30 protein-coding genes and 1 pseudogene are annotated in these 25,624 nt (G+C 57.5%); 12 read left to right on the top strand and 19 right to left on the bottom strand.

The genetic code is table 11. The features are described from left to right. Positions 1 to 50: 50 nt before the first annotated feature. The 3 genes from FFH21_RS09705 to FFH21_RS09695 all read left to right on the top strand — a co-directional run bounded on the left by FFH21_RS09705 (position 51) and on the right by FFH21_RS09695 (position 1,781). Complete coding sequence (locus FFH21_RS09705; protein WP_004661338.1) at positions 51 to 554, top strand: cupin domain-containing protein; 504 nt, start codon at positions 51 to 53, stop codon at positions 552 to 554. Between the two features lie 261 nt (positions 555 to 815). Next, a complete protein-coding gene (locus tag FFH21_RS09700) occupies positions 816 to 1,346 on the top strand; it encodes a hypothetical protein (RefSeq protein ID WP_004661339.1) in 531 nt (176 codons plus the stop codon). A gap of 66 nt (positions 1,347 to 1,412) precedes the next feature. After that, a complete protein-coding gene (locus FFH21_RS09695) occupies positions 1,413 to 1,781 on the top strand; it encodes a cytochrome c family protein (protein WP_011168239.1) in 369 nt (122 codons plus the stop codon). A gap of 52 nt (positions 1,782 to 1,833) precedes the next feature. Here FFH21_RS09695 and FFH21_RS09690 read toward each other — a convergent pair whose 3' ends face one another. Further along, positions 1,834 to 2,004 carry a DUF6021 family protein gene (locus FFH21_RS09690; protein WP_004664519.1) on the bottom strand — a complete coding sequence of 57 codons (171 nt, stop codon included), beginning with the start codon at positions 2,002 to 2,004 and terminating at the stop codon, positions 1,834 to 1,836. A 151-nt stretch (positions 2,005 to 2,155) separates the two neighbouring features. Between FFH21_RS09690 and FFH21_RS09685 the strand changes: the two genes are divergently transcribed. After that, positions 2,156 to 2,575, top strand: coding sequence for a DUF4124 domain-containing protein (locus FFH21_RS09685; RefSeq protein WP_011168238.1), 420 nt, complete (start codon positions 2,156 to 2,158; stop codon positions 2,573 to 2,575). A 1-nt stretch (position 2,576) separates the two neighbouring features. Here FFH21_RS09685 and FFH21_RS09680 read toward each other — a convergent pair whose 3' ends face one another. After that, entirely contained in the window at positions 2,577 to 2,906 is a 330-nt protein-coding gene (locus FFH21_RS09680; RefSeq protein ID WP_004661345.1) for an EthD family reductase, read from the bottom strand. Positions 2,907 to 3,068: 162 nt separating this feature from the next. On the opposite strand from FFH21_RS09680, the gene FFH21_RS09675 reads away from it, so the two are divergent. The 3 genes from FFH21_RS09675 to FFH21_RS09665 all read left to right on the top strand — a co-directional run bounded on the left by FFH21_RS09675 (position 3,069) and on the right by FFH21_RS09665 (position 5,273). Next, the gene (locus tag FFH21_RS09675; RefSeq protein ID WP_011168237.1) at positions 3,069 to 3,362 is read left to right on the top strand and encodes a DUF6388 family protein; all 294 of its coding nucleotides are present in this window, start codon (positions 3,069 to 3,071) and stop codon (positions 3,360 to 3,362) included. A gap of 125 nt (positions 3,363 to 3,487) precedes the next feature. After that, positions 3,488 to 4,177 carry a crotonase/enoyl-CoA hydratase family protein gene (locus tag FFH21_RS09670; protein WP_002552864.1) on the top strand — a complete coding sequence of 230 codons (690 nt, stop codon included), beginning with the start codon at positions 3,488 to 3,490 and terminating at the stop codon, positions 4,175 to 4,177. Positions 4,178 to 4,301: 124 nt separating this feature from the next. After that, positions 4,302 to 5,273 (top strand): magnesium and cobalt transport protein CorA, encoded by a 972-nt coding sequence (locus tag FFH21_RS09665; protein WP_004664514.1) that lies wholly within the window; start codon positions 4,302 to 4,304, stop codon positions 5,271 to 5,273. A 40-nt stretch (positions 5,274 to 5,313) separates the two neighbouring features. Here the strand turns inward: FFH21_RS09665 and FFH21_RS09660 are convergent. Beyond that, positions 5,314 to 6,041 (bottom strand): annotated as a pseudogene (locus FFH21_RS09660) (amidotransferase). A 608-nt stretch (positions 6,042 to 6,649) separates the two neighbouring features. Between FFH21_RS09660 and FFH21_RS09655 the strand changes: the two are divergent. Then, entirely contained in the window at positions 6,650 to 7,021 is a 372-nt protein-coding gene (locus tag FFH21_RS09655; RefSeq protein ID WP_002552861.1) for a rhodanese-like domain-containing protein, read from the top strand. A gap of 59 nt (positions 7,022 to 7,080) precedes the next feature. Here FFH21_RS09655 and FFH21_RS09650 read toward each other — a convergent pair whose 3' ends face one another. The 8 genes from FFH21_RS09650 to FFH21_RS09610 form a co-directional block, all read right to left on the bottom strand. Further along, positions 7,081 to 7,911, bottom strand: coding sequence for a transglutaminase family protein (locus tag FFH21_RS09650; RefSeq protein WP_002552860.1), 831 nt, complete (start codon positions 7,909 to 7,911; stop codon positions 7,081 to 7,083). Continuing rightward, positions 7,908 to 8,867, bottom strand: a complete 960-nt coding sequence (locus tag FFH21_RS09645) for an alpha-E domain-containing protein (protein ID WP_003415868.1) — start codon at positions 8,865 to 8,867, stop codon at positions 7,908 to 7,910. Before FFH21_RS09645 ends, FFH21_RS09650 begins: the two co-directional genes overlap by 4 nt. A 12-nt stretch (positions 8,868 to 8,879) precedes the next feature. Continuing rightward, complete coding sequence (locus tag FFH21_RS09640) at positions 8,880 to 10,289, bottom strand: circularly permuted type 2 ATP-grasp protein (RefSeq protein ID WP_002552858.1); 1,410 nt, start codon at positions 10,287 to 10,289, stop codon at positions 8,880 to 8,882. Between the two features lie 461 nt (positions 10,290 to 10,750). After that, a complete protein-coding gene (locus FFH21_RS09630; RefSeq protein WP_002552857.1) occupies positions 10,751 to 11,092 on the bottom strand; it encodes a ribonuclease E inhibitor RraB in 342 nt (113 codons plus the stop codon). A gap of 248 nt (positions 11,093 to 11,340) precedes the next feature. Beyond that, on the bottom strand, positions 11,341 to 11,577 hold the full coding sequence (locus FFH21_RS09625; protein WP_011168236.1) for a hypothetical protein: 237 nt from the start codon (positions 11,575 to 11,577) through the stop codon (positions 11,341 to 11,343). Between the two features lie 192 nt (positions 11,578 to 11,769). Continuing rightward, complete coding sequence (locus FFH21_RS09620) at positions 11,770 to 13,857, bottom strand: LTA synthase family protein (protein WP_002552855.1); 2,088 nt, start codon at positions 13,855 to 13,857, stop codon at positions 11,770 to 11,772. Positions 13,858 to 14,119: 262 nt separating this feature from the next. Beyond that, positions 14,120 to 14,980 carry a polyamine aminopropyltransferase gene (speE, locus tag FFH21_RS09615; protein WP_011168234.1) on the bottom strand — a complete coding sequence of 287 codons (861 nt, stop codon included), beginning with the start codon at positions 14,978 to 14,980 and terminating at the stop codon, positions 14,120 to 14,122. Between the two features lie 189 nt (positions 14,981 to 15,169). Further along, on the bottom strand, positions 15,170 to 15,361 hold the full coding sequence (locus FFH21_RS09610) for a PLDc N-terminal domain-containing protein (protein WP_002552853.1): 192 nt from the start codon (positions 15,359 to 15,361) through the stop codon (positions 15,170 to 15,172). Positions 15,362 to 15,515: 154 nt separating this feature from the next. Here FFH21_RS09610 and FFH21_RS09605 point away from each other — a divergent pair, with 154 nt between their 5' ends. Further along, the gene (locus FFH21_RS09605) at positions 15,516 to 16,442 is read left to right on the top strand and encodes a ZIP family metal transporter (protein ID WP_004665830.1); all 927 of its coding nucleotides are present in this window, start codon (positions 15,516 to 15,518) and stop codon (positions 16,440 to 16,442) included. Here FFH21_RS09605 and FFH21_RS09600 read toward each other — a convergent pair. Continuing rightward, on the bottom strand, positions 16,439 to 16,957 hold the full coding sequence (locus FFH21_RS09600) for a hypothetical protein (RefSeq protein ID WP_004658449.1): 519 nt from the start codon (positions 16,955 to 16,957) through the stop codon (positions 16,439 to 16,441). The two genes, FFH21_RS09605 and FFH21_RS09600, sit on opposite strands and share 4 nt — an antisense overlap. 95 nt (positions 16,958 to 17,052) lie before the next feature. Next, positions 17,053 to 17,598 carry an ankyrin repeat domain-containing protein gene (locus FFH21_RS09595; RefSeq protein WP_004665831.1) on the bottom strand — a complete coding sequence of 182 codons (546 nt, stop codon included), beginning with the start codon at positions 17,596 to 17,598 and terminating at the stop codon, positions 17,053 to 17,055. A 346-nt stretch (positions 17,599 to 17,944) separates the two neighbouring features. Between FFH21_RS09595 and FFH21_RS09590 the strand changes: the two genes are divergently transcribed. Next, entirely contained in the window at positions 17,945 to 18,223 is a 279-nt protein-coding gene (locus FFH21_RS09590; RefSeq protein WP_002552849.1) for a DUF3509 domain-containing protein, read from the top strand. Positions 18,224 to 18,332: 109 nt separating this feature from the next. On the opposite strand, the gene FFH21_RS09585 is transcribed toward FFH21_RS09590, so the two are convergent. The 6 genes from FFH21_RS09585 to aroC form a co-directional block, all read right to left on the bottom strand. Further along, positions 18,333 to 19,055: a LuxR family transcriptional regulator gene (locus tag FFH21_RS09585; RefSeq protein WP_011168231.1), complete on the bottom strand. Its 723-nt coding sequence runs from the start codon at positions 19,053 to 19,055 to the stop codon at positions 18,333 to 18,335. Positions 19,056 to 19,312: 257 nt separating this feature from the next. Beyond that, positions 19,313 to 19,996: an acireductone synthase gene (gene mtnC / locus FFH21_RS09580; protein WP_004665833.1), complete on the bottom strand. Its 684-nt coding sequence runs from the start codon at positions 19,994 to 19,996 to the stop codon at positions 19,313 to 19,315. A 16-nt stretch (positions 19,997 to 20,012) separates the two neighbouring features. Continuing rightward, positions 20,013 to 20,558, bottom strand: coding sequence for an acireductone dioxygenase (locus FFH21_RS09575; protein WP_011168229.1), 546 nt, complete (start codon positions 20,556 to 20,558; stop codon positions 20,013 to 20,015). Positions 20,559 to 20,640: 82 nt separating this feature from the next. Further along, complete coding sequence (locus FFH21_RS09570) at positions 20,641 to 21,255, bottom strand: methylthioribulose 1-phosphate dehydratase (protein ID WP_004658442.1); 615 nt, start codon at positions 21,253 to 21,255, stop codon at positions 20,641 to 20,643. Further along, the gene (locus tag FFH21_RS09565; RefSeq protein WP_011168228.1) at positions 21,252 to 22,415 is read right to left on the bottom strand and encodes an MFS transporter; all 1,164 of its coding nucleotides are present in this window, start codon (positions 22,413 to 22,415) and stop codon (positions 21,252 to 21,254) included. The genes FFH21_RS09570 and FFH21_RS09565 overlap by 4 nt, the downstream gene beginning before the upstream one ends. Before the next feature lie 30 nt (positions 22,416 to 22,445). Continuing rightward, a complete protein-coding gene (aroC, locus tag FFH21_RS09560) occupies positions 22,446 to 23,537 on the bottom strand; it encodes a chorismate synthase (RefSeq protein ID WP_011168227.1) in 1,092 nt (363 codons plus the stop codon). Positions 23,538 to 23,678: 141 nt separating this feature from the next. Here aroC and FFH21_RS09555 point away from each other — a divergent pair, with 141 nt between their 5' ends. Together FFH21_RS09555 and FFH21_RS09550 are read left to right on the top strand one after the other, a co-directional pair. Continuing rightward, positions 23,679 to 24,707, top strand: coding sequence for an alpha/beta hydrolase (locus FFH21_RS09555; protein ID WP_011168226.1), 1,029 nt, complete (start codon positions 23,679 to 23,681; stop codon positions 24,705 to 24,707). Between the two features lie 101 nt (positions 24,708 to 24,808). Beyond that, positions 24,809 to 25,612 (top strand): hypothetical protein, encoded by an 804-nt coding sequence (locus FFH21_RS09550; RefSeq protein WP_011168225.1) that lies wholly within the window; start codon positions 24,809 to 24,811, stop codon positions 25,610 to 25,612. Positions 25,613 to 25,624 lie beyond the last annotated feature (12 nt).

The following is a 25,624-nucleotide window of genomic DNA, read 5'->3' as shown; positions in this document are numbered from 1 at the left end:
GCCGTCTGGTCTAAAGTATCCTCTTCTGAACTCCCCGAGCCTCGACTGACATGAATGAACGCGCACGTGAACTGGCGTCTCGTCTGATTCGCAATTTCAATGAGGCCCCACTCCAACATGAGGTTCGTGAACCTCTCTATGAGAGCTCGGCGGCCCGTCTGGGCACAGGCACGGCAGCGCAAAAGCTCGGGGCCTCTATTGATGTCGTCGCGCCGGGCAAGCGCTCGTGCCCTTATCACTTTCATCATGCGCAGGAAGAGATGTTCGTGATCATCGAGGGCGAAGGCAGTTTGCGTGTCGCAGGCGAGATGCTGCCGATCCGGACGGGTGACATCGTGTTTATCCCGGCGGGCTCCGAATACCCTCATCAGATAATCAACACCTCGCAGGCCCCGCTGAAGTACCTGTCGATCAGCACCCGGGAAACGCCGGAGGTCTGTGAATACCCCGACTCGGGGAAGTATCAGGCGATGGTTTCAGTGCAGGGAACCCGTGTGTTTACCGCCAACCAGCGGACCACTGAAAACCTCGATTACTGGGAAGGCGAACCCTGATTTCAATTGTTCATAAATTGTATCCGGCAGTTCACGCTTTTTTCACGTTCGCGGGTTTATTGTTAACTCAATTCCCAGCAAGACCTTAAGCCCGCTACCCCCCATCGCGGGCTTTTCTTTGTCTGCGATTTGAGCATGCAGCGTCTGGCATGGGTCAAGAGACATCAGGGACACGACTGCTCAAGCAAGCGTCGGGCAGACAGGGAACATCATGCAGAAAACGATTTCCAAGCCCTACCTCCCGGATGAAACCCTGCAATCATGAAAAATATCCTGAAAAAACTGCTCATCGCCGTTGCGTGTCTGGCGGCTGCTCCCGCGTTCGCTGCGTGTCAGATGACGCCAGTGGCGTATGACATGCCTTCACAACGCCTGGATGAGGCGCTGCAACAACTGGCGCATAGATCCGGCTGCCCGGTTACCGTCGACTTGGGTGTTGACAGCAGCAGAAAGGTCAAGAAATTCAAGGGTACGTTCACGCCGGATCAGGCACTTTGGCTGGTGTTGAAGAAAACCGGGCTGGAGGGCTATGTCGAAAACGACGGGCTCACCGTTGATCGTCGAGGCCAGGATTTCGTAAACCAGCGAGCAACTGAGCTACGCACGGCTATCGATGAGGCTGGCGCACGGATGGAGGCGAGAAAGAAGAAGCGCTTCCTTCATCAACTGGACACCATCGAGTCCGGCGCGAAGAAAGTGGTCTTTGAACAAAGCTTTGTCAGTGCCGCAGAGATGGCGAGTTACAAGCGTGACTTCGACGAGTTGTCGAGGCAGATCCCGGCCAGCAAGTGAACCTCCGATAATTGCGCTAACATTCGTCGTTTTTGACCAGACGGCCGCACACGCTGTGGGATATCGATGAGAAAAACTGCCTTATTCATAGTGGCGCTGGCACTGCAACCGCTGGCTTACGGCGCAGGTGATGCAGAGGCCGGAAAAGCAGTCTTTACCCGCCTCTGCTCCGGCTGTCACAAGATCGGCCCTTCTGCACGCAACGCATTTGGTCCGCCCCTCAACGGCATCATTGGCCGTCAGGCAGGGCAACAGGAAAGCTACGTTTATACCGATGCAATGAAAAACTCGGGACTGGTCTGGACGCGTGAAGAGTTGCGCACGTATATCAAAGACCCAGGCGAAGTCGTGCCTGGCACGCGGATGAAACTGTGGTGGATGGGCAACGATGAGCGAATGGAAGACCTGCTCGAATACCTGGACGCAAACAAATAATACGGACAGGTAGATAAACCGCCCTCGGTGTTTACCGAGGGCAGTCGCTCAGTTACTTGTCCGGGGTGTACGGCGGGTAATCATCCTTGCTGCCCTTGTCAGTGGCTGGAGTCTTGGCGGGCTCGCTCGGATCGATTTGCGGGTCCTGGGTTTTCGGTGACTCTTCGTCAAAACCCGGATCATTCTTGTCTTCGTTGCTGCTGCCTGGCTTGGTGCCGGTCATGTGAGCCTCCACTGGTTAAATTCAGAACCTGATAGTCAGAAAGCGGATCAACATAGCCGTGCGATATGTCTGACGAACGGGGCCTTGCAGCAAGAGGATATGGCGGCGTTCAGAGGCAAATGGTAGCCTTGCGCCATGCAAGGAGAGAACCATGAAAAGGCTTTCAATCACGCTGGCAGTGGCAGCGTTACTGGGTGCAGGCACGGCGTACGGCGAGATCTTCAAATGCACATCAGCGCAGGGACAGGTGAGCTATGCGTCAATCCCCTGTGACAACGCTGCACAGAGCGCGCTGCAGCGCCAGGGGCCGCCGAACATGCGGCGCGAGGGTGAGCCTATCGATTATGTTCACCAGACCAATCTCAAGGCCACTGAATACCTGAAGATCAGTGGCCGCACCCACGTGACGGTCTACGAGACGGAACGCTACAAGGCGTATCAACGAAACCGCACGCCACCGCCGAACATCCCTTCGCAGTGCCAGAGCCCACATTACGACAGCCAGTGCTTTGATCCGTCGGGTGGCATGTCGTCAAAAAAACAAGCGGCTCGCCAGGACGCCGCTCGATAATCTATGGCGCGGTTTTCACATCGGCACGCACTTCGCTGATCTGTATCTCCGGGATCAGGTCGGTGTAGTTGGTGATGTCGGCATTGATCTGCTTTGAATGCGGCCCCATGCCGGCTTCAAAGTCTTCAATGGAATTACAATAGATGTGGCACATGCCGATATACCGAGGCTCCGAGCCCGGCGTTGCTCCGCCTATGCCTCTGTCGACGCTGTAGCCCTTGCAGTAACTGCCCATCAGCTCTTGCACCAGCGGCAAGTGTTTGTCGCGATAGTAATCGTGGTCGAAACGGGCACCCTCTTCATACGCATACAGCACACTGACTTTGATCATCTCGATAGGCTCCTGAGTGAAGGATCAATACATTAGTCTGAACACTCTAGCGATTATTGCGGCCGGGTGCTGACATCAATGCCGCGCTCCCTCACAATCACGCCGTCTTGCCCCCTGCCCTGAAAAGCGGCCGGGCTATCGAAACGTTTTGAGGAACCCCGCATGAACACGCTTGAGTGGAACGAGGCCGCGCTGGCGAAATACCTCGCTACCCATCCGACCCTGAAGGACGAAATCAGCGCGTTGAGCCCGAAAGAGCAAAAGCAGCAATTACAGTGGGCTTTTGAAGATGAGGCCGAGAGCCAGGGCATCGAGACCTGGGAACTGGCGCTGGAACTGATTGCCGAGTCGCCCGAACAGTTGCAGAGCATGCGCCTTGAAGCACACCGCCAGGTCGCCGAGGCGCTGGGCATGGACTGGGAAGAATATTGCGGCCTCAACGATATCCAGCCGTGACCGAAGCCGCCGTGGAGGGTAAATCGGCCATTGATTGGCGATCTACCGAGTGACTCATCAGTCAGCGCTTTACCTGTTCCTTATGGGTGAGTAACGTCTGCTCAATTCAATAAAGGAATCACGTCATGAGTGATCTGGTCTCGTACCATCTGGACGACGGTGTCGCCACGCTGACCCTGAACAACGGCAAGGTCAATGCCATTTCCCCGGACGTAATCATCGCGTTCAATGCTGCGCTGGATCAGGCCGAACAGGACCGGGCAATCGTGATCGTCACTGGACAGCCCGGCATTCTCTCGGGCGGCTACGACCTCAAGGTGATGACCTCGAGCGCCGAAGCGGCGATCAATCTGGTTGCTCAGGGCTCCACCCTGGCGCGCAGAATGCTGTCACACCCCTTCCCGATCATTGTCGCCTGCCCCGGTCACGCGGTTGCCAAGGGTGCCTTTTTGCTGCTGTCCGCCGATTATCGAATCGGTGTCGCAGGGCCATTCAGTATCGGATTGAACGAAGTACAGATCGGCATGCCCATGCACCACGCCGGCATCGAACTGGCGCGTGACCGGTTGCGTAAATCAGCCTTCAATCGCTCAGTGATCAACGCCGAAATGTTCGACCCTGAAGGCGCGATGGCCGCCGGCTTCCTGGACAAGGTGGTCAGCGTCGATGAACTGCAAAACACCGCATTGTCGGTCGCTGCACAGTTGAAGAAGATCAACATGAGCGCGCACAAGAAGACCAAACTCAAGGTCAGAAAAGCCTTGCTCGATACACTGGATGCAGCTATCGAGCAGGATCGGCAACACATGCTGTGATACCCAATCGAAGCCCGCCCGCGCGGGCTTTTGTTTACCGGCGAACTCATACGCATTTGATCAATCTGATCAGCTACCGCGCATGTTTTTTGCGCCACTGACATATTGAAGAAGCGATAGCGCCATGGGTCGAGTTGTTGCAGCAGCGGTGTACAGCAAAGGCAAAAAAGTCCGCGACATTACCCTTGATGAGGGTGCCGCCTGGGCCGCCAAACCCGATCATTTCGTCTGGATCGGCCTGGAGCAGCCCAGTAATGAGGAACTGACCAGCCTGAAAGAGCAGTTCAACCTGCATGAACTGGCCCTTGAAGATGCCATGGAGGTTCACAGCCGTCCAAAGCTGGAAACCTTTGGCGATGCGCTGTTTATCGTGACCTACGCGCCGGTACGCGAAAACGGCAAGCTGCTGTTCATCGAAACCCATATCTTCGCGGGCAAGGGCTATGTCATCACCTCGCGCAACGGCCATTCCAAGTCCTACGGGCTGGTGCGTCAGCGCTGCGAGGCCAGGCCACTGCTGCTGGAGCACGGCGAAGACTTCGTGCTCTACGCCCTCCTGGACTTCGTCACCGAGAACTATCAACCGGTGACCGAAGCCATCCATGCCGAACTTGAACTGTTGGAGCAAAGTGTCATCGGCGGCTCGTTGCGCGAATCCGACATCCAGCACATTCATGCACTGCGCCGTGACCTTTTGCGCATGCGCCGTTATGTAGCGCCGATGGTGGAAGTGGGTGAAGAACTGCAGAGACTCAGTTTCCCGTTCATCGACAAGAACATGCGCCCCTACTTTCGCGACGTGGAAATTCACGTCAAGCGGCAGATGGAAGACCTGGGCAACCTGTGTGACATCGCCAGCCAGACAATCGAAATCGGCCTGTTGCTGGAGTCTTCGAGGCAAAGCATCGTGCAGCGCAAGTTTGCTGGCTGGGCAGCGATACTGGCCTTTCCAACCGCAATTGCCGGCATTTACGGCATGAACTTCGAGAACATGCCGGAGCTCAAGTGGGAGTACGGCTACTTCATCGTGCTGGGCGTCATTCTGGGCGGGTGTACGGCGCTGTTTGCCAGCTTCAAGCGCTCTGGCTGGCTATAGCACCGCCACTGCATTCCCGTTCAAAAAGCCATGCGCCGGATCAGACAGACTGTTTTTCCGGCTTGTGCGCCACAAAGCGCATCATCCATTCTGCCACCGTCGTCCCATGATGGTCGTGATCCAGGCTGGCAACACCCTGTTGGTAAACCTGTTCGCCCAGCGCTTCCTGACGAAGATCAAGCAAGGTCCGGGAAAACTCGTGAATGAACTCGGGATGGCCCTGGAAACACAGCACCTGATCATTGATATGGTAGGCCGCAAATGGACAGAACTCGCTGGATGCAAGCACCGTTGCGTTCTCGGGCAGCGCGGTCACCTGATCCTGATGGCTGATCAGCAACGTGAGCTTGTCCATTGCTGGCGTCATCCACGGTCTGGCGGGTGCCAATTGATAGTGATGAATACCCACACCCAACCCTGCACGGCACGCTCGGTCCTGCCGCCCAGGAGCAAGGCCAGCAACTGGTGACCAAAGCAGATACCCAGCAGTTTTTCGCCGCGCTGATAAAGCTCCAGCAGATAAACCTTCAAGGTCTGAATCCAGGGATCGGTGCCAAACGAGTCTGCCTTGCTGCCGGTCACCAGATAAGCATCGAACTGCTCGTCTACAGGTGGATAGTCACCTTGCACCACGTTGTAAACCGTCAGCTCTGCAGCGATTGGCTGGCGAGCGAAGAGCAATTCGAACATCCGCCCGTACCCCTGGTATTGCTCGACCAGCTCCGGTCGCAGGTTGTCGGTTTCCAGAATACAGATGCGTAAAGACATAAAAGAGGCCCTGAAACAATGATGAGGCAATAGCGCACGGGCAGAGCCTGCCTTGACGGCCTCGGCAAATCAAGCAGCACTCCGCGCCTTGTCGGAGGTTTAATGCACGTAGGAAAAGTCTGACCCGGACGAACGGTGCAAAGCTGACCGATGTGAATGAAGCGTCTAGCAAAGGCCTGAGCCTCTGGCGAGCAGTTGATTGATAACGTTAAGTTGGATAAGTAGACGTTTAAATTCCCAACCGTTCTAAGGCGTGGGGCACCTCGGCTCTATTGTTAAATCTGTAACAGGAGGCGCGCAAAATCCTTTCAGCGCTCGGGCCAGCGGTCAAATGACCGGGGCCACCTGTTCAATGCGCACCCATGCCAGCGGTCGACTCTCTGCGTTGCGGAATAGACCTGCTTCTGTCGCTCAGGAATAACAACAAAAGGCGGTCAGCCATGTTCAAGTTCAAACACTCCAAAGTACGTCAGGCGGGATTAATCCTCTTTACCACTGCGCTGTTATTGATCGTGCCTAACCTGAACAGGTTGTTCGGCTGATCTGACACGCTTTCGGTCAGTGTGTAACTGTGCCACTCTTTCCACTCGACTGAAGGAGACGCGCCTATGCGCCAATGGATTGCTGTTTTTGCACTTGTCAGCAGCTTCGCAGCCCACGCGGGCATGGTAGATCAGGCTGCAGCGGTGGCTGCGCTCAAGGAAGGCAAACTGGCGATGGATGTACGCAGCCAGACCGACTATGACGCTGGCACAGTATTGAATGCAGTACGGGTCGATGACCGGCGGCTGGTCAATCAGATGAAGCAGGTGCTCAACGACCGCAATGCGGTTTTCGTTATTTTCAGCAGCACCGACAGCAAAGCCGACAAGGCTCAGGAAAAGCTCAGGGCAGCGGGCTATTTCAGCGTCATCAATGGCGGTAATTACGAAGAGCTGCACAACGCGCTCTACAGCACCACCGACGACCCTGCCGAATAAGCAATGGCCGGAGTTTGAATTCCGGCCATTTCAGTGAAGCGCAGGTCAGTGCGTTAAAGCTACTGATGCTGCGCCTGGACCTGTACGCGGGTTTTCACTTTTGGCGTACCGGTCATAGGCGAAACCACGACCTTGGCGTGCATCTGCTCAGACCCGCCACCCCGGCGCATGCCGCGCACCGGGCAAGCATCCAGATAGTCCAGCCCTACCGCCAGCTTCAAATGGCGCTCAGGAATGGCCAGCTGATTGGTGACATCGAAACTGTACCAGGCGTCATCTATCCAGGCTTCGGCCCAGGCGTGACTGGACAAGTGTTCGCTGTCTTCGCTGCACAGATAACCGGATACATAACGTGCCGGCACCCCAAGACTGCGGGCGCAGGCCAGGAAGGCGTGGGTATGGTCCTGACAGACCCCCGAGCGTCCGGCGAAGGCTTGGGCGGCACTGGTGTCGACTTCGGTCGCACCCTGCGTGTAAGTCATGTGCTGGTTGAGCGCCTGCATCAGGTCGATCAATGCGCTACGGTCAGCGCGCTTGCGACATTCCCTGGCTGCGAAACTGCGAATCGCTTCGTCAGGCTCGGTCAATCGCGTCACGCGCAAAAACGGTAATGCCGACTGGCTTTCGTGCTCGGCCTCGCGGGTTTCGTCGATTTCCACCTGCCCGCGCGCGCCGATGATGATCGCTTCGTGCGGCTCTTCCAGGCTAAGGACATGCAGGATATTGCCGAAAGGATCAATCTGCGCGCGCACCGGGCGCGGCAACGTCAATTGCCAGCTAAGCACTTGCTGGCGCTCACTGTCGTGAGGCGTCAGGCGCAGATACTGGATACTCGAGCGCACCTGGTCATCGTAGTGATAGGTGGTCTCATGGCTTATCGAAAGTCTCATGCAGCCTCCAGGTACGAAGTGTGAATGGCATCACCCAGTTGGGCCAGCATTGGAATGAATTCGTTCAACCACTCATGCAGGCCCTCAGCCAGAATCTCGTCGATACTGGTGTAGCGCAATCTTGCATCCATCTCGGCGGCCATGCGCTGCGCAGGTCGGCCATTGACGCCGGGCAGACTGGCCAGAATGACGTCCATCTCTTCCAGACAGGCGCGCAACGAGCGCGGAATGTCGGCACGCAGCAGCAACAGTTCGGCAACCTGACGCGCGCCTGGCGCATCCCGATAGACTTCAGTGTAAGCCTCGAACGAAGACAGTGCGCGCAACAAGGCGCTCCACTGGTAGTACCCGGCAGCCGAGTTGTCCGCCGCAGCATTGGCCTGTGGCCCACGCAGTTCGAGCATCTCATAGCGGGCGTCGAGCATGCGCATGGTGTTGTCAGCGCGCTCGATGAACGTTCCCAGACGAATGAAACGGAACGCATCGTTACGCATGATGGTGCCGTAGGTCGCACCACGGAACAGGTGCGAACGCTCCTTGACCCACTCGCAAAAGCGACTCATGCCGTAACGGGTCAGACCCTGTTGAGCAATGCCGCGAATTTCCAGCCAGGTGGAGTTGATGTTCTCCCACATGTCGGCAGTGATACGCCCGCGCACGGCATGCGCACTGGCCCTTGCGGCACCCAGGCAGCTGTAGATGCTGGCCGGGTTGGTCGCGTCCAGCGCGAAGAAATGCAGCATGCGCTCGGCATGCAGTTCACCATGACGCTCGATGTAGGTTTCCAGCGTTCCGGTAATCAGCAACGGCATGGCTATTTCATCCAGCCCGTCACCCCGCCCGTCCTGCGGCATCAGCGACAGCGAATAGCTCACGTCCAGCATTCGGGCGAGGTTCTCCGCTCGCTCCAGGTAACGCGACATCCAGAAAAGATCAGAGGCAGTTCTACTTAACATTGGCAGGCATCCTTAATCCTCGACCACCCAGGTGTCTTTGGTTCCGCCACCCTGTGACGAATTGACCACCAGTGAGCCTTCACGCAAGGCCACTCGGGTAAGCCCGCCAGGTACGACGCGGGTTTCGCGACCGGACAGAACAAAGGGGCGCAGATCGATATGTCGCGGTGCTATGCCATTTTCGACAAAGGTCGGACAAGTCGACAGGCACAAGGTGGGTTGGGCGATGTACGCATGCGGCTTGGCCTTGAGGCGCGCCCGAAAGGCTTCGATCTCGGCGGCGGTCGCTGCAGGGCCGACCAGCATGCCGTAGCCCCCGGAGCCCTGGGTTTCCTTGACGACCAGGTCGCCCAGGTTGGCCAGCACATGTGACAGCTCCTCCGGCTTGCGGCACTGCCAGGTCGGTACGTTCTTGAGAATCGGCTCTTCGTCCAGATAGAAGCGAATCATGTCGGTGACATACGGATAAACCGACTTGTCATCGGCAACGCCGGTACCAATGGCATTGGCCAGAACCACATTGCCGGAGCGATACGCGGCCAGAAGTCCGGGAACGCCCAGCATGGAATCAGGGTTGAACGCCAGCGGATCAAGGAATGCATCGTCAAGCCGACGGTAGATAACATCGACAGCCTTGGGACCGTCGGTGGTACGCATGAACACGCGGTCGTCGCGGACAAACAGATCGGCACCTTCAACCAGCTCGACCCCCATCTCGCGAGCCAGAAACGCATGCTCGAAAAAGGCGCTGTTGAAACGCCCGGGCGTCAGTACCACGACACTCGGGTTGTCCAGATGGCTGGAACTCTTGAGCGTGTCGAGCAACAGATTCGGATAGTGATCGATCGGTGCAATGCGCTGGGCCGAGAACAGCTCGGGGAACAAACGCATCATCATCTTGCGGTCTTCGAGCATGTAGCTCACGCCGCTCGGGGTTCGCAGGTTGTCCTCCAGCACGTAATACGTGCCATCACCGTCGCGCACCAGATCGACGCCGGAAATGTGCGAATACAAATCGCGGTGCAGGTTCAGGCCCTGCATCGCCAACTGATATTGCTCGTTGGCCAGCACCTGTTCGGCAGGAATTATCCCGGCCTTGATAATCCGTTGGTCGTGATAAAGATCTGCCAGAAACATGTTCAGCGCCTTGACGCGCTGGATACAGCCACGCTCGACAACACGCCATTCGCTGGCGGGAATGCTGCGCGGGATGGTATCGAAGGGGATAAGCCGCTCGGTGCCCTGCTCATCACCATAGAGTGTGAACGTGATCCCGGCACGGTGAAACAGCAGATCGGCTTCGCGCCTGCGTTGAGCCAAAAGCTCGGGAGGCGTATCACCCAGCCAGCGGGCGAACTCCCGATAGTGCGGACGGACTACGCCGCCCGCATCGTACATCTCGTCATAAAAGGTGCGGATCATGCCGTACTCCTTGTCACCATGGACACCAAGACCATCGCAAAGCCCGTGCCACCGGCATAAACGCTTGGATTTCAAAAGGTTAGGTAAACACTCGACGTTCTACGCACCATTCCTGTGCACTAAACGCCCAAGCCGATTATTTCGCGCCTCATTCGGAAGCGTCATTCAACCGTGAAATCTATGATCAGAATAGTCAGAGTTGATTTCCGCCAACAACATTAGTTCGCCACACTCCACAGCAACCGAGCAAACAGGGCACCAAACGCCGTTTTTGCGCTAACCGTTATTTTGTCCAGCAGGCGAAGAACGCGTGCGGATTTTAAACAGACTTCCCTTTGCGCCACTCATTTGAGTGGCTTTTTTTTGACCACTGTTTATGAGCGCGAAGCAAAAACAGAACCGGCCGATCCAGAACGTATCCCGAATCAGCCGGTAATGTGTTGCCTGACAATCAAAAGCCATCAAGCGTGCAGTCTTCTGATCTCCTGAGTGACACCCCAACCTTCAACCTCACCGTCCATGGGCGAAATCACCATCTGAAAGTCCTGCTCGAAATCACCGATACCGTCATAAGTGGCGTACATCACTTTGCTCAACTGCAAGTGCCAGTTACCGTCATCACGTACGTTTACCTGGGTATTGAGGGATTCACCGCGAAATTGCTCTGCAGCCTGCCGTGCCCGCTCCTCATCCGGGAAGATGGCGTAAAACTCGATGGGATAGATTCGCGCAAAATCAAAACCGCCTTCTTTCATGCGGCGCAGTACGTTACTGCTGATGTCCTCTTGATAGGCTGTGCTCATGAAACGTCCTCCTATGCAACGATAGATAGAGTTTCAACTCTTCCAGAGCGACCGCCGAATCATCGGGGGCCGCCGCACGACAGATAATCCGGCGTGGGGAATCAAGCATGTAGCTGACCAGACCAGGCTTGGCACAGGTCGGGTATCGAGATGTCAGAGGCCGTTTGAACAGCCTCATCTGCAGAGTAGACCCATCGTGGGCAGGATGCCAAGTGGTTGCCACGAAAAGCTTTTTGAATCACCGCAGGTCAGGCAACTTCTGTAATGGAAATGATCCGCACACTGTTATGGTCTTTAAGCGTTTTAACCGTAGGCTCGTCGGTGCGCCCGTCAAGATCATTGAGATCCAGCTCATCGGTGACTGGATACAGGTCCTTGCGCAGGAAACGCGCGGCCTCCTCCTCACTGGGACGCTCGTCAAAACTAGCCTCACGGAGTTGCTGCACACCATCCTTGTCCAGATACGAAATGGCCCACTGTTTCATCAATGCCTCCAGAACGAAGCCAGGCACTCTGGCTTATGTGATCTGGACCTTTTGGCCCACGCATTCGTTCCAACGAATTACGCCGGACAGCCCGCGATGACGGGCAAAACAAAAGGCCCTCGCAATGGATGCCGAGGGCCTTTTGTGTGCTGCTGATCCGACTTGCCGGGTACCCGGACAAGTCAGTCATGGTCAGTTACGGTTCTTGCTGGCCTCGACACCGGCCGTGTTGTCCAGAAGGCTCTTGGTGGCGGTCTGCAGGAAGCTTTCCAGCTTGCGCTTGAGCTCCTGAGTGTCAGGTGCATCAGGCACTTCTTCGGCAGACGGCTTGGCACCGAGCGTGTAGGTCAACAGCTTGGCCGGCATTTCTGTCGGCTCGATCAGAATGCGGTTGCCGCTGATGATCGCGACCACCTGCTCACTGCCCGACGGCTTGATCACGCCAAAACCCTTGTCGCCTTCCGGCAGGTTCAGCAGATCGCGGCCCCAGCACTGGTTGCGGTTCAGGCCACCCAGACGCCCCATGATGGTTGGCACGACGTCAACCTGTGTGCCGACAATGCTGCTGCGCTGGCCGAATTTCTCTTGTACCCCAGGCCCGATGAGCAGCAATGGCACGTTGAAACGCCCCAGGTCCATTTCAGTCAACTGCTTGTCATTACCGAAACCGTGGTCGCCCAGCACCACGAACAGGGTGTTCTTGTAGTAAGGCTCTTTTTTGGCCTTCTCGAAGAACTGACCCAGCGCCCAGTCGGCATAACGCATGGCGGTCAAATGCTCATCCAGCGAGCCGTGCCCGGTCACGCGCTCGACCGGCAGCGGGTCCGGCAACGCATACGGCGTGTGGTTGGACAGGGTCTGCAGCAGCGCATAGAACGGCTTGCCGTCCTGACGGGCTTTGAGCTCCTGAGCGCCACGGTCGAACATGTCCTGATCGGAAACGCCCCAGGTCGGATCGGAGAACACCGGATTGACGAAGTCCTCGCGACCGACAAAGTTGGTCATGCCCTGGTTGCTGAAAAAACCCGACTGGTTGTCCCAGGCGAAGTTGCCGTTATAGACATAGACGTCATCGTAGTTGCGACCCGCGCTCAGCAATTGCGGAAGGCCCGACAGCTTATGGCTGCCCTCTGGCGTCTGCATCAGGTACTCAAAACCCGGCAGGTTCGGGAAGCACGCCATGGTGGCGAACATGCCCTGATGGGTGTGGGTGCCGTTGGAGAAGAAGTGGTCGAACAACAGACCCTCTTTCGACAGCTTGTCGAAATACGGCGTGATGTTGGCATCGTTGCCCAGCGCCCCTACCGAGTGACCGGCGAAGCTTTCCATCAGGATCACGACCACGTTGCGGATCGGCAACGTGTTCTCTACTGGCGGTGTGAAGTCGCGACGCACAGCCGCAATATCAGGTTCTACCAGCTTGTCATGCGAGGTCAGCAGCATGTCGCGCACAGTCTGTTGCGCCTCGGCCTGTGGCAGCGTGGCTTTCCAGATGTTGTCGCGATCTTCGGACATACGGCTCTTGGCCGCCGTAATCAGGGTCAGTGTGCCGTTCAGGCCCAGCTGATTGGCGAAGTTGGAGTCGGTGGTGTAAGCGTCACCCCAACGCAGCGGTGGGCCTTGGCGCAGGGTGCCACGGATGCACACCACCATAACCAGCAATACCAGCACGAAAACGCCAACACGCATGTACCACGGCGCAACTGTACTGACCGTCTGGGTGCCCTTCGTCGTTACGAGGCGTGGCCGCGTCAGGCGGTCGATGCCCTTGAACACCAGGCTCAACAGCCAGGTCACGATTGCCCAGGCGAGCAGGTAGCGAACCACCGGAAAGCCATACCAGAGCATGCTCAGGACAGTCTTGGGGTCTTCCTTGACGTATTGAAACACCAGACCGTTGAGGCGCTGGTGAAACTCACGGTAAAAGTCCATTTCCATCAAGCCGAAGAACAGCGTGATGCTGCCGACCAAGGTCAGCCAGAACCGGAAAAACCCGCGTGCAGCCATGGCCCGGGCGCTGAACAGCGACAGCACCAGCGGAATGAGCAGATACATGGTCAGGCGCAGGTCGAAGCGCGTGCCGTTGAAGAGTGCTTCAAGGAATGTCGAGGCTGGCGTGTCGCCAATCATCTCGCGGTTGTAGACCAGCAGACCGATACGCAACAGCGTGTACATCACCATCAAAGCGAAACCGCTGAGCAGGATGTAAGCCAGATGCGATTTGACAGTCGGGTTCAGCAGGCGGGCTTGCCGATGAATCTGGGCGTCCGTTTTAGCCATGGTTGTCAGGATCCGGTGGATTCAGGGGTAGGTTCAGGGTGCAGCACCGCCCTTCACCAAGGGCGGGCGGCGTACGACAGGGCGCAGATATTACTTGATTGCGGGTCACCAGGGGCCGGGGCGGCCCATGAATACGCGTGCCTGTTCAGCTTCGCGCGCAATTCTGGGACAGAAAGTGTGAAATTTCTGTCGCCAGTTGCGCGCTTCAACGCCTCTCAGGCGGCGTTAAGGCTGACCCGGCCGCTAACGTCAGATCTATTGATCAGTCGTTGCTGGCCTTGCTCACAGCCTGCAGTACGTACTGCGGCAAGGCGAATGCGCTAATGTGAACTTCCGGGTTGTAATAGCGCGTAACAATACCGCTGCCCGTGAAGCGCTGACGCAGGGTTTCCAGTGGCAGTTTGCGGTAGCTCTTGTCAGTGGCACCCCAGGCAAAAGTCATTGCACCGCCGATGTAGGTCGGGATGGCGGCCTGATAGAAATGCCAATCGGCAAACAGGCCATTCATGCGTCCTGCAGTGGTCTGCACACCGCTCAGTTGCATGAAGGGCGTACCGTTCTGGGTAACCAGAATGCCGCCTTCGTTCAGGCAGCGATGACAGGCCTGATAAAAGTTCTCCGAAAACAGCACTTCGCCCGGACCGATAGGATCAGTGGAGTCGGAGATGATCACGTCGAACTTCTCTTCGGTCGTCGCGACAAAGCGCATGCCGTCGTCGATGACCAGGTTCAGGCGCGAATCGTCAAAAGCGCCACTGGAGTGATTGGGCAGGAACTCCTTGCACATCTCGACCACCGTGGCGTCGATCTCGACCATGGTGATGTGCTCGACGGTCAGGTGCTTGGCGACTTCGCGCAGCATGCCGCCATCGCCGCCGCCAATGATCAGTACACGTTTGGCAGCGCCGTGGGCCAGAATCGGCACGTGAGTGAGCATTTCGTGATAGATGAACTCATCCGCCTCGGTGGTCTGGATCACGCCGTCCAGCGCCATGACGCGGCCCATGCGCGGGTTCTGGAAGATCACCAGATGCTGGTGTTCGGTACGCACTTCGTGCAGCATTTTTTCCATACGAAAGCGCTGGCCGTAGCCTTCGTACAACGTTTCCTGATAATCGCTCATGGGTAAGCTCCCGCTGGGTACTGATGACAGGACGGCCGACCGCCCACAACAAAGGCGCGCATTCTACGTCGAGGAACATGACAGGTCGAACCTCTGTGCAGCGTCTTGCTTGCAAATGCCTTGGCCCATGAACGAAAAACGCCTGATTACTCAGGGTAATCAAGCGTTCGTTGATAACCTGGCGGCCTATCAGATTCGCACGTTGCCACGCGGTCCGAGGATTGCCCAGATGATCAGGCCCACAACAGGCAACAGCACGATCAACAATACCCAGAGAATTTTCTTGCCGGTCTCGGCGCCGCTTTTCAAGACATTGATGATGGCCCAGATATCGAGCGCCAGAATGATCAAGCCGACCAGGCCGTTGAAACTAGAACCCATGGTGTTGCCCCTAATTGAATGCTTACCTTCCTAGGATAGTTGTGCCGTTCGGGGGTTCCGTTGAACCAACCTTATATTCTCAGGCTCCCAACGGGGGGTCGACTTTGCATTTCATTCATTATCGCTTTCACCCCCTATACAGGTAGCCGTCTTCATGCCAACGCCCGCACAACCCCGAACGCCTTGGGCGACATGGTTCAACCATCTTCAGGGCAGCCCGCTGGTGAGCCTGGGTTTCGCCCTTGCTCTGCTGATCGTCGTCGGCCTCGGCGGCATCAGTCTTTACAATGCCTTCTATGGCACCAGCCAGGTCAACTTCAATCATGCACTGCTGGGCGGCACGGCCGGCTTCCTGGCGACGGCGCTGGGTGCAGTCATGGCGGTCGCCCTGCGCAACGTTTCGCAACGCGCTCAAGACATCATGCTCGGTTTTGCTGCCGGCATGATGCTGGCTGCCAGCTCGTTCTCGCTGATACTGCCCGGGCTGGAGGCCGCTCGGGGCATAACCGACAGTGGCCCTTGGGCGGCTGCGACGGTAGTGACCGGTCTGGGCCTGGGTGTGCTGTTGATGCTTGGGCTGGACAAGTTCACCCCGCACGAGCATGAAAGCGTAGGCCGTCAGGGTCCTCATTCAGAGCGAATCAGCCGGGTCTGGCTGTTTGTCCTGGCGATTACCCTGCATAACCTGCCGGAGGGCATGGCGATAGGTGTGAGCTTCGCCAGCGGCGACATGAACGTCGGCCTGCCGTTGACTACTGCCATTGCTATTCAGGACATCCCTGAGGGCCTGGCCATTGCGCTGGCCCTGCGTGCTACCGGGCTGTCGGCATTCAAGGCAATGCTGGTGGCCATCGGTTCAGGACTCATGGAGCCGCTGGGCGCGCTGGTGGGCCTGGGTATTTCCAGCGGGTTTGCCATCGCCTACCCGCTCAGCATGGGGCTGGCGGCAGGTGCGATGATCTTCGTGGTGTCCCATGAAGTCATCCCGGAAACCCACCGCAACGGCCATCAGACCTCGGCGACGCTTGGCCTGATGGGCGGCTTCGCGGTAATGATGTTTCTCGACACGGCGCTGGGTTAACCGCGCAATGCCTGTAGCGCGGGTGCGGCATGGATGCCGGCCAACGCTGCCAGTTCAAGCACCCGCGCCTCGTCACGGCCATACACCAGCACCGCTTGCAGTTCGTCATCCAGCGGCTGGCTGAAGTTCATCAGCACATAGCCGCCCATGTCCTTGTTCATGCTGCTCAATTGAATCTGAATCCGGTTGAGCGCTACCAGTGGTTCGACCTTGGCCAATTGTTTCGGCTTGATGTTGAACGTCACGTCCTTGCCGAATGACTGCACGATCTGCTCGAACAGGTCCATATAACTGTCGGCCTGAAACAGCACGGTTTCCGGCAGACTGCCTACCACCACCCATTCGCCCAGCGGAATCGGAAAGGTGTCGTCGTAGTTGATATCAGGGTTGGCGGCCAGAAAAGCCTGCGGGTCGGCATACGCCTGCGCGGCTTCATCGGCAATACGCACGATTTCGTCGTCGCCCATGCAGCCGGAGCTGACTTTGCTGATTAATTCGACCAGTGAGTCTTTCATGGGAGCGATCCTGATAACGGGCAAAAAAAGAGGCGCGAAGGATAACGGTAAATCCATCGCGCCTCTATGTGTTCATGCCCTGAAGGCACTCGGCATCAGGACCGGGCCGGCTGTACGCCCAGTTTGATCAGTTGATCAATGGTGACGGTCGCGCCCATTGCCTGAGCGGCGCCCAGTGCAGTGATGCCCTTGGCATCAGTGGCATGCGGGTCCGCGCCCTGACTGATCAGGTAATCGACTATTTCGTTGCGATTGAACATCGCCGCCATCATCAACGCAGTACGACCATCGGCAGAGGCGCCGTCAACGTCTGCACCGGCCTCGACCAGCAGCCTCACCACCGCCAGATCACCCTTGAACGCGGCACCGGCGATGGGGCTCTGGCCATTATCGTTACGAATTTCAGGGTCAGCCTTGTGGTTCAGCAGCACACGGACCGCATCCGCATGGCAGTGGTAGCTGGCCAGCATCAGCAGCGTATCGCCCTTGTGGTTGCGCAGGTCTGCGGGCAGGCCTTTTTCAAGCAGACGCTCCAGCATGACTGCATTTCCCTGGCGAGCCACATCGAATACCTGCTCGGCGAACTCGGCGGCTTCGTCTTCAGTCATGGTTTTCGAAGCGCTGATATCTGTATCGGTCATTAACTACTCCTTGGCGCAAGGTACTCCGGGCATGCGTTGACCCGGCGTCGATACACACACTGACCTCAAGTCTCGCCAGCTGTTCGATCAGCATCGATACGGATGCGCAATGCCTGCTCCTGATCACCGCAATCGATGCAATCCCCCTTCTGCCCGATACCCATCGTGCAAGAAACGGCAAAATGCAGGGCGCACGAAGGGTGTTCATGCAAAATGCACGAAGCCTTAAAATAGAGAATATTTCAAGTTGTTGATTTTAAAGGATTTATTTTAAGTTAAAGACTGGCACAGACACTGCAATAGTACTTCCAAGCTTATTATCCCATGAGCAATGGAGCCGCCTGACATGACTTTTATTCAAGAAAAATTCGCTTCCGTATTCTCCGACTACACCGTTACCACTCAGCCACGTCCTGATGGTGGTGTTCTGTTGTCACTGCGTACTCACGATGGCAAGCAGATCCGTCGCTCCGTGTCTTATGCTCAGTTGCACACTCCGGTCCAGCTGGAATGGGTAATCAGTGCTATCCGCCGCGACCTGGCTGCACAAGCCAGCGAGTTGCCAGCTATTTCGATGCTGCAAAGTCAGCACCGCTTCGACCTGCCGACTTACCACACCCGTTGATTTTCCCGCCGCCTTGACAGGCGGCACCTGCTGTACGCTCTCATCCCTTGTTTGCCGCGATTACACCTTGTTCTCGCGGCTTTTTTTTGCCCGCGTTTTCAGGTGTCGATTACCTGATCAAACCCCGGCAAAGCGCTTCGCCTACCGCCTGCGCCCTATTGGCGACACCCAGCTTGGAATAGATGGTCTTGAGGTGATACTTCACCGTCGACTCCGACACGTCGCGGATCATTGAGATCTCCCAGGCAGTTTTTCCATCCCTGGCCCACTGCAGTACCTCCAGTTCCCGATGGGTCAAACCGCGAGAGCAGAACTTCAAACCCCGCGCAACGCTGTGCAGCACCGGCATGAGACTGCTCATGAGGTATTTTTGTTCAGCGGAGATCGCTCGCCCCACTTCACCCAGCGTACAAACCGACGTCACGCTGTCGGCACCACGGCAATGGTTCATGTAACCGTAGGAAATGGCCGGAAGCAGTTCGCACGTAACGACGATTTCTTCGTAACACGCTGACACCGGATACTGTCTGAATGCATCCTGCCAGTTCACAAATCCCAACTGATTGCGATAACAGCGGATGACCGGATCCTGGGTGATGAACTCGCGCTGGCGGTAAGCCTTGCCCCAGGCATCATCGACATTGCAGGTAATGAACGTCAGCAGCACCGGCCCTTTGAACTGATAGAACATCGCCCGCTCACTATTGCATTCGCGCCTTAGCCATTCGAGGGCATTCTCGATGGCGGTCTGGCCATCGAGTTCGCTGATCGTGCTCACCATCTGCTGTATCAATAAGTCCCTGCTTGCGCTTTCTTTAATGGCACTGCACATCCGCTGCCGCTCCTTATGCGCCCGCGAATCGGTACAGGTGTTGTCCGTGACTCAGCGGGCGATGGGCGCAGAACTTACACGAATAATCGCGTTGAAGAATGACGAGCAGAACAAACAGATTCAACGCACTTTCAGGTAGGCAACGTCCCACTCAAAAGCAGCACGCTCCTTACAGAAAATAGCGTGCAAGCCTCGCGGCAGGCAGATTTGCATGCTGCGGCATCAGGACAATGCCGTGCACGACAGGCTGATGTCGTTTAGAACGAAGCAGGGTCGATGAGCGCGAAACTGCTCACATATCTGTGACCCACAAGCACCCCGCCGTCACGCGCCAGACCGCAGGTGATCATGCCAGCGGCCTGCGCTGCGTCGAGCTCTTCGACGATATCCGAGAGGAACAGAATGTTCTCGGCAGGACACTCGATTGCCTGCGCAATCGTCCGGTAGGACTGCGCTTCGCGCTTGGGGCCGGACGTCGTATCGAAGTAACCACTGAACAGACCGGACAGATCGCCCGCCTCGGAACAGCCGAAAATCAATTGCTGAGCCTGAATTGAGCCCGAGGAATAAACGTAAAGCCTGTAGCCCTGTTGATGCCAGTGTTTCAAGGCATCGACAGCATCCGGATAAACATGGCCCTTGAGCTGTCCGGCGTTATAGCCCTGCTCCCAGACCATGCCCTGCAACGCCTTCAGCGGTGTGGCCTTGCGGTCTTCGGCAATCCATTCCAGCAGTATTGCAATAACCCGCTCGACATCGGCGTCAGGCTCGCCGGCCTCGGTGCGTACCGCTTGCAGCTGCGACGCCACTGCCGGTTGTCCGGCGTTTTGCCGAACAAACCCGGGCAGGTGCTTTTTGGCAAACGGAAACAGCACGTCGAAAACGAAACTCACTGCGCTGGTGGTGCCTTCAATATCCGTGAGGATAGCTTTGATGGGCATCAGAATCGGGCTCCTGTCAGTCTTCCAGCCGTGGAAAACGGCCAGCAATGTCTTCACCGGTAAAATTCGCCACCCAGCCTTCCGGATTGTTGAACAGGCGGATGGCAACGAAATGCGGGTTCTCGCCCATATCGAACCAGTGCCGGGTGCCGGCCGGTACGGAAATCAGGTCATTCTTTTCGCACATCACGGCGTACACATAGTCGTCGATGTGCAATGTGAACAAGCCCCGCCCGGCGACGAAAAAGCGCACTTCGTCCTCACCATGCCGATGCTCTTCAAGAAATTTGGCGCGCAATTCGGCTTTCTGCGGGTGGTCACTGTTGAGGCTGATGACGTCTACGGTGACATAACCATGCTCGGTCATCAGCTTGTCGATCTGGGTACGATAGGCGCTGATCACTTCTTCCTGGCTGGCACCGGGGGTAATTGGCGCTGCCGCTTCCCAGCGGTCGAACGCCACGCCGTGCTCGCCCAGCGTCGAAGCAATATCTTCCAGATGGGTCAGCACCTTGTTGGGCGTGTCAGGGCTTGAAACGTGAAAAACGGACAGGCTGCTCATGGCATGAATCCTCGGTTTGGGGCACCACCTTCCGGCTTTTACAGGCAGGTCAGGCTTACAGGCTGGTTTTAATACGACGTTTTCAACGGTTCAATACCGCGCGCATTTTAAGTTCGCATTCAAACAGAAACTCGAACGCTTCGATCTGGCGCAAGGCGTCGCTCATTTTTGCCCCCCAGGTGTAGAGACCGTGACCGCGGATCAGGTAACCAGCGCACTCGGGATGGGCGTCCAGCCAAGGCTGCACCTTTGCGGCGAGACGGGCAATATCCTGATCGTTGTCGAAAATCGGTACCACGACCTGCGACTGATGAGTGACCACGCCGTGAAAGGCCTTTTGCAGCTCGTAATCCTCGAACACCAGATGATCGGCGGCAGTCAGCCTCGACAGCACCGTCGCATTCACCGAGTGGGTGTGCAGCACCGCGCCGACCTGTGGCCTGCTGCTGTACAACTGGGTGTGCAGCAAGGTTTCGGCAGACGGTTTTTTGCCGGGCTCCAGGCTGTTGCCTGCCATATCGGTAGCCAGCACATCGTCAGGACCCAACTGGCCCTTGTGCTTGCCGGATACGGTCAGCAGCGCCTCGGTGGCTGAAAGACGCGCGGAGTAATTGCTGCTGGTGGCAGGCGACCAGCCGCGGCCATACAGGAAGCGTCCGGCCTCGATTATTTCCACGCTAAGTTGTTCGCGGCTCATACACCTTCCTCTTTCTTGGGTGTGATAATCATGATGGCTGCGGCAAAGGCGACAAGGCTGGCAATGGCAAACGTCCAGGCTGGCCCCAGCGCGTTCCAGCTGTAACCGGAATACAGAGCACCCAACGCGCCACCCACGCCTGACAGTGCGGCATACAGCGCCTGCCCCTGTCCTTGCTGACGCGGGCCAAAGCTACTTTGCACGAAATGAATGGCAGCGGCGTGAAAGCTGCCGAACGTGGCGGCGTGCATCACCTGGGCAATCAGCAGCGCGGTCAGGTAATCGGCAAACAGCCCCAGCAGCAGCCAGCGCAATGCGGCCAGCAGAAAGCTGACGAACAGTACCTGGCGCACGGAGAAACGCTGCAGAATCCGGCTCATGACCATGAACATCAGCACTTCAGCCACCACGCCGACCGCCCATAGCAGGCCGATCAGGCCACGGCTGTAGCCGAGCGCTTCGAGGTGCAGGGTCAAAAAGGTGTAATACGGCCCATGGCTGAGCACCATCAGCGCGACACTGAGGTAGAACGCCAAGACACCGGGACGCGCCAGTTGCCTGAGAAAGCCGCCCGAAACGGTTTCACGGCTCGACGGTGAGGGATGCGCATTCGGCACCCACCAGCTGCTGACAACGATACCGGCCATGATCGCCAGCGCGATGTAAGGAAACAGATCCAGACTGAACCATTCGAACACCCGTCCCAGCACCACGACCGCCAGAATGAAACCGATCGAGCCCCACAGGCGGATCTGGCTGTAGCGCGAGGTCTGGCCTTGCAGGTGCGCGAGGGTGATGACTTCGAACTGCGGAAGGACGGCGTGCCAGAAGAATGCATAGAGCGCCATGACCATCGCCAGCCAGGCATAGCTTTTTTCGACCAGAATCAGCGAAAACGCCAACAACGTGCAGATGGCGCCAGAACGCACAATGGTCAGACGCCAACCGGTGTGATCACCCAGCCACCCCCAGAGATTGGGCGCAACGCAGCGCATCAGCATAGGGATGGCGATCAGTTCGCCTATGCGTGAGCTGGAAAAACCCAAGTGATGAAGATAAAGGGCCATGAACGGCGCAGACAGGCCGAGCAAGGCGAAATAGCACACGTAGAACCCGGACAGCCGCCAGTAAGGAAGCTGTCCGCCGGATGTTTGCGTCACGCTAGCAGTCCGCGACCGTGACAGCGCGCATTACAACTGTCCCAGCACAGGCGTGTTGACGCTGACATCGGCGTTCTGACCGCGATGACGCAGCAGATGATCGAGCAACACGATGGCCATCATCGCCTCGGCAATCGGTGTGGCGCGAATGCCGACACACGGGTCGTGTCGGCCTTTGGTGATGACGTCAGCCGCGTTGCCATCGGTATCGATCGAACGCCCCGGCGTGGTGATGCTGGAGGTTGGCTTGAGCGCCAGATGCGCAATGATCGGCTGGCCGGAGGAAATGCCGCCGAGAATGCCGCCCGCCTGATTGGACAGGAAACCCAGTGGGGTCATCTCGTCGCGGTGCTCGGTGCCGCGTTGTGCAACGCAGTCGAAACCGGCACCGATCTCCACGCCCTTGACCGCATTGATGTTCATCAGCGCGTGTGCCAGCTCGGCGTCCAGACGATCAAAGATCGGCTCGCCGAGGCCGGGCATTACGCCTTCGGCCACCACCGTTATTTTCGCACCGACCGAGTCCTGATCACGTCGCAGCTGGTCCATGTAGGCTTCCAGCTCCGGCACCTTGTCAGGGTCGGGGCAGAAAAACGCGTTGTCTTCTACCGAATCCCAGGTCTTGAACGGGATCTGGATCGGGCCCAGCTGGCTCATGTAGCCGCGAATGACGATGCCCTGGGTTGCCAGGTATTTCTTGGCAATCGCCCCCGCTGCCACGCGCATGGCGGTTTCCCGTGCCGAACTGCGGCCGCCGCCGCGGTAATCGCGAATACCGTACTTGTGGTGGTAGGTGTAATCGGCATGGGCCGGACGGAACAGGTCCTTGATGGCCGAATAGTCCTTGGACTTCTGGTCAGTGTTGCGGATCAGCAGGCCTATGGAGGCACCGGTGGTTTTGCCCTCGAAGACGCCGGAGAGGATCTCGACCTCATCGGCCTCCTGACGCTGCGTGGTGTGACGGCTGGTGCCTGGCTTGCGCCGGTCCAGATCACGCTGCAGGTCTTGCAGGTCCAGCTCCAGCCCCGGCGGGCAGCCGTCGACGATAGCGACCAGCGCCGGGCCGTGGCTTTCGCCGGCGGTGGTGACAGTGAACAGCTTGCCGAAAGTGTTGCCGGACATGCGGGCGCTCCGAAAAATCAGCCAAAAAACCAGATCGTTAAACCAAGCGCGCCAGTATACGCAGGCTCGCGGTTCAGTTCATCCTCGAACCTTCTGTCACGCCGCGCGTCCAAGCGAGACTCTCCCCATGATGGCCTTGCGATGTTATCCGGTAATTCCCTGCTTCGAGTACCAAACGCGCTGCGTCTGCTGGCCCTGCCGATAACATTGACCCTGAGCCTAATCGCCGGAACAGCCAGTGCTGCGGCGCCCAGCGTGGTGCAGCGGCCGATCACGGTGGATACCGAAAACGGCAAACTGTACGGCACTCTGCTGATGCCCCGATCGGACAAACCGGTCCCGGTGGTGCTGATCATCGCCGGTTCCGGCCCCACCGACCGCGACGGCAACAACCCTGAGGGTGGACGCAACGACAGCATGAAACGCCTGGCGGTGGTTCTGGCTAAAAACAATATCGCCAGCGTGCGCTACGACAAACGCGGCGTCGCAGCCAGCAAGGCAGTCACGCCGGATGAACGTAATCTGAGCGTCGAGCGCTACGTGGACGATGTTCAACTCTGGGCCAGAGCGCTCAAAGCCAACCCGCGCCTTGGCCAGCTGATTCTTCTGGGCCACAGCGAGGGTGCGCTGGTGGCGACGCTGGCGGCTGAAAAAGTGGGTGCAGCGGCGCTGATTTCCGTGGCGGGCACCGGACGGCCTGTCGATCAGGTGCTGCGCGAACAATTTCAGGAGCGCTTGCCACCGGATCTGCTGCAACGCAGCAATCAGTTGCTCGATGAACTGAAGGCGGGCAAGACCGACGACAACGTGCCCGCCGAGCTGGAAGTGGTATTTCGCCCCAGTGTCCAGCCGTATCTGATCTCGCTGTTTCGCCAGGACCCCGCCGCAGCCTTCGCTGCGGTGCACATTCCGGCGCTGATCGTTCAGGGGCGCAACGACATTCAGGTGGGCGTGGGCGATGCCCTGCTGCTGCAAAAAGCCAGACCGGATGCTGAACTGGCCCTGATCGACGGAATGAATCATGTGCTGCGTATCGTGCCAGACGACTTACAGCAGCAGTTGTTGTCCTACCGCAACCCGACCCAGCCGCTGGCCAGTGAAGTGACCAAGCGGATCCTGGCCTTCATCAAGGCCCTGCCCCAACCAGGAAAAAAATCTGACGTCAGATAATTGCAAACCCTTCAGTCTTCGGATATCTGGCCGATAGCGGTTTGCTGGCTTCTTGTTCCGTTGCAAGTATCCCGGTGCAAGGCCCAGGAAAGGACACCATTATGACTGAAGCGAATATCATGACTGAAACCACTGCAGCACCCGAAAGCGTAGAAGCCGAGGTTCAGGCACCGCCGCAGCCGTGGGAAGACGTTCTGCCCGAGAACTTTCAGATGTTGCGTCTGGCACCACAGCCTACCGACCGCGCCACCGGCGGACGGCCCTTGCGTTTTGTGCAGTTTGGTCGTGCCGAGCGGCACAGCAAGGAATTGAGCCTGCTGCGCATCAATGTGCAGCTGCCAGGCCAACGAGTCCGCAAGGAGCAGAACAATCTGGATGTCTGGGCCGATCACGAAAAGCGCACTGTGCGCTTCGGTCCCGAATCAGGCTTGCAGATTGAGCCGTGGAACCGCGGCATCGGTCGTTTCATGATCGCCCATGCCGTGCATTGGGCGCAGAAAAGATGGTCATCCTACAAGATTGAAGGCGTAGCGCTGGCGAGCAAGGACGGCCTGAACGAAGACACACGCCTGCGTCGTGACCACTTTCTGCGCACCTTGGGTTTTGAAGTAGCGTACGCCGATGCCCAGCACATGAAAGGCACCATCAAGGACGTACACGTCGGCAACCTGCACAGCACCTGGAACAACGACAAGGTGCAGATCATCGAAATTCTCGAAGCCTCGCAAATGCTGGAAAAGGCCGAGAAGAACCTGATCGAACAGGAAGTGACCATTCGCCAGCACGAGGACCGGGTCGGCAAGTACAAGCGCGAGGACGCCGGTCTGCGCTTCACGATTGCCTGTCTGGTGACCTTCGCGGTGTTTCAGGCGGGACTGTTGATCTGGATCGCGACCCACCGATAAAAAAAGGAGCTG

The sequence above is a fragment of the Pseudomonas sp. KBS0707 genome (assembly GCF_005937945.2).
Classification (GTDB): domain Bacteria; phylum Pseudomonadota; class Gammaproteobacteria; order Pseudomonadales; family Pseudomonadaceae; genus Aquipseudomonas; species Aquipseudomonas amygdali.
This window is presented reverse-complemented; position numbering and strand designations above follow the sequence as displayed.

Bases quoted from the DNA above. Each gene is read 5' to 3' on its own strand.
- FFH21_RS09575 (WP_011168229.1), bottom strand. From the start codon at position 20,558: ATGAGCAGCCTGTCCGTTTTTCACGTTTCAAGCCCTGACACGCCCAAC.
- aroC (WP_011168227.1), bottom strand. From the start codon at position 23,537: ATGTCCGGCAACACTTTCGGCAAGCTGTTCACTGTCACCACCGCCGGC.
- FFH21_RS09550 (WP_011168225.1), top strand. From the start codon at position 24,809: ATGACTGAAGCGAATATCATGACTGAAACCACTGCAGCACCCGAAAGC.
- FFH21_RS09675 (WP_011168237.1), top strand. From the start codon at position 3,069: ATGAACACGCTTGAGTGGAACGAGGCCGCGCTGGCGAAATACCTCGCT.
- FFH21_RS09700 (WP_004661339.1), top strand. From the start codon at position 816: ATGAAAAATATCCTGAAAAAACTGCTCATCGCCGTTGCGTGTCTGGCG.
- FFH21_RS09665 (WP_004664514.1), top strand. From the start codon at position 4,302: ATGGGTCGAGTTGTTGCAGCAGCGGTGTACAGCAAAGGCAAAAAAGTC.
- FFH21_RS09680 (WP_004661345.1), bottom strand. From the start codon at position 2,906: ATGATCAAAGTCAGTGTGCTGTATGCGTATGAAGAGGGTGCCCGTTTC.
- FFH21_RS09595 (WP_004665831.1), bottom strand. From the start codon at position 17,598: ATGACCGATACAGATATCAGCGCTTCGAAAACCATGACTGAAGACGAA.
- FFH21_RS09630 (WP_002552857.1), bottom strand. From the start codon at position 11,092: ATGAGCACAGCCTATCAAGAGGACATCAGCAGTAACGTACTGCGCCGC.
- FFH21_RS09695 (WP_011168239.1), top strand. From the start codon at position 1,413: ATGAGAAAAACTGCCTTATTCATAGTGGCGCTGGCACTGCAACCGCTG.
- FFH21_RS09640 (WP_002552858.1), bottom strand. From the start codon at position 10,289: ATGATCCGCACCTTTTATGACGAGATGTACGATGCGGGCGGCGTAGTC.
- mtnC (WP_004665833.1), bottom strand. From the start codon at position 19,996: ATGCCCATCAAAGCTATCCTCACGGATATTGAAGGCACCACCAGCGCA.
- FFH21_RS09605 (WP_004665830.1), top strand. From the start codon at position 15,516: ATGCCAACGCCCGCACAACCCCGAACGCCTTGGGCGACATGGTTCAAC.
- FFH21_RS09645 (WP_003415868.1), bottom strand. From the start codon at position 8,867: ATGTTAAGTAGAACTGCCTCTGATCTTTTCTGGATGTCGCGTTACCTG.
- FFH21_RS09670 (WP_002552864.1), top strand. From the start codon at position 3,488: ATGAGTGATCTGGTCTCGTACCATCTGGACGACGGTGTCGCCACGCTG.
- FFH21_RS09620 (WP_002552855.1), bottom strand. From the start codon at position 13,857: ATGGCTAAAACGGACGCCCAGATTCATCGGCAAGCCCGCCTGCTGAAC.
- FFH21_RS09585 (WP_011168231.1), bottom strand. From the start codon at position 19,055: ATGTGCAGTGCCATTAAAGAAAGCGCAAGCAGGGACTTATTGATACAG.
- FFH21_RS09590 (WP_002552849.1), top strand. From the start codon at position 17,945: ATGACTTTTATTCAAGAAAAATTCGCTTCCGTATTCTCCGACTACACC.
- FFH21_RS09705 (WP_004661338.1), top strand. From the start codon at position 51: ATGAATGAACGCGCACGTGAACTGGCGTCTCGTCTGATTCGCAATTTC.
- FFH21_RS09570 (WP_004658442.1), bottom strand. From the start codon at position 21,255: ATGAGCCGCGAACAACTTAGCGTGGAAATAATCGAGGCCGGACGCTTC.
- FFH21_RS09685 (WP_011168238.1), top strand. From the start codon at position 2,156: ATGAAAAGGCTTTCAATCACGCTGGCAGTGGCAGCGTTACTGGGTGCA.
- FFH21_RS09690 (WP_004664519.1), bottom strand. From the start codon at position 2,004: ATGACCGGCACCAAGCCAGGCAGCAGCAACGAAGACAAGAATGATCCG.
- FFH21_RS09625 (WP_011168236.1), bottom strand. From the start codon at position 11,577: ATGAAACAGTGGGCCATTTCGTATCTGGACAAGGATGGTGTGCAGCAA.
- FFH21_RS09655 (WP_002552861.1), top strand. From the start codon at position 6,650: ATGCGCCAATGGATTGCTGTTTTTGCACTTGTCAGCAGCTTCGCAGCC.
- FFH21_RS09610 (WP_002552853.1), bottom strand. From the start codon at position 15,361: ATGGGTTCTAGTTTCAACGGCCTGGTCGGCTTGATCATTCTGGCGCTC.
- speE (WP_011168234.1), bottom strand. From the start codon at position 14,980: ATGAGCGATTATCAGGAAACGTTGTACGAAGGCTACGGCCAGCGCTTT.
- FFH21_RS09555 (WP_011168226.1), top strand. From the start codon at position 23,679: ATGTTATCCGGTAATTCCCTGCTTCGAGTACCAAACGCGCTGCGTCTG.
- FFH21_RS09600 (WP_004658449.1), bottom strand. From the start codon at position 16,957: ATGAAAGACTCACTGGTCGAATTAATCAGCAAAGTCAGCTCCGGCTGC.
- FFH21_RS09650 (WP_002552860.1), bottom strand. From the start codon at position 7,911: ATGAGACTTTCGATAAGCCATGAGACCACCTATCACTACGATGACCAG.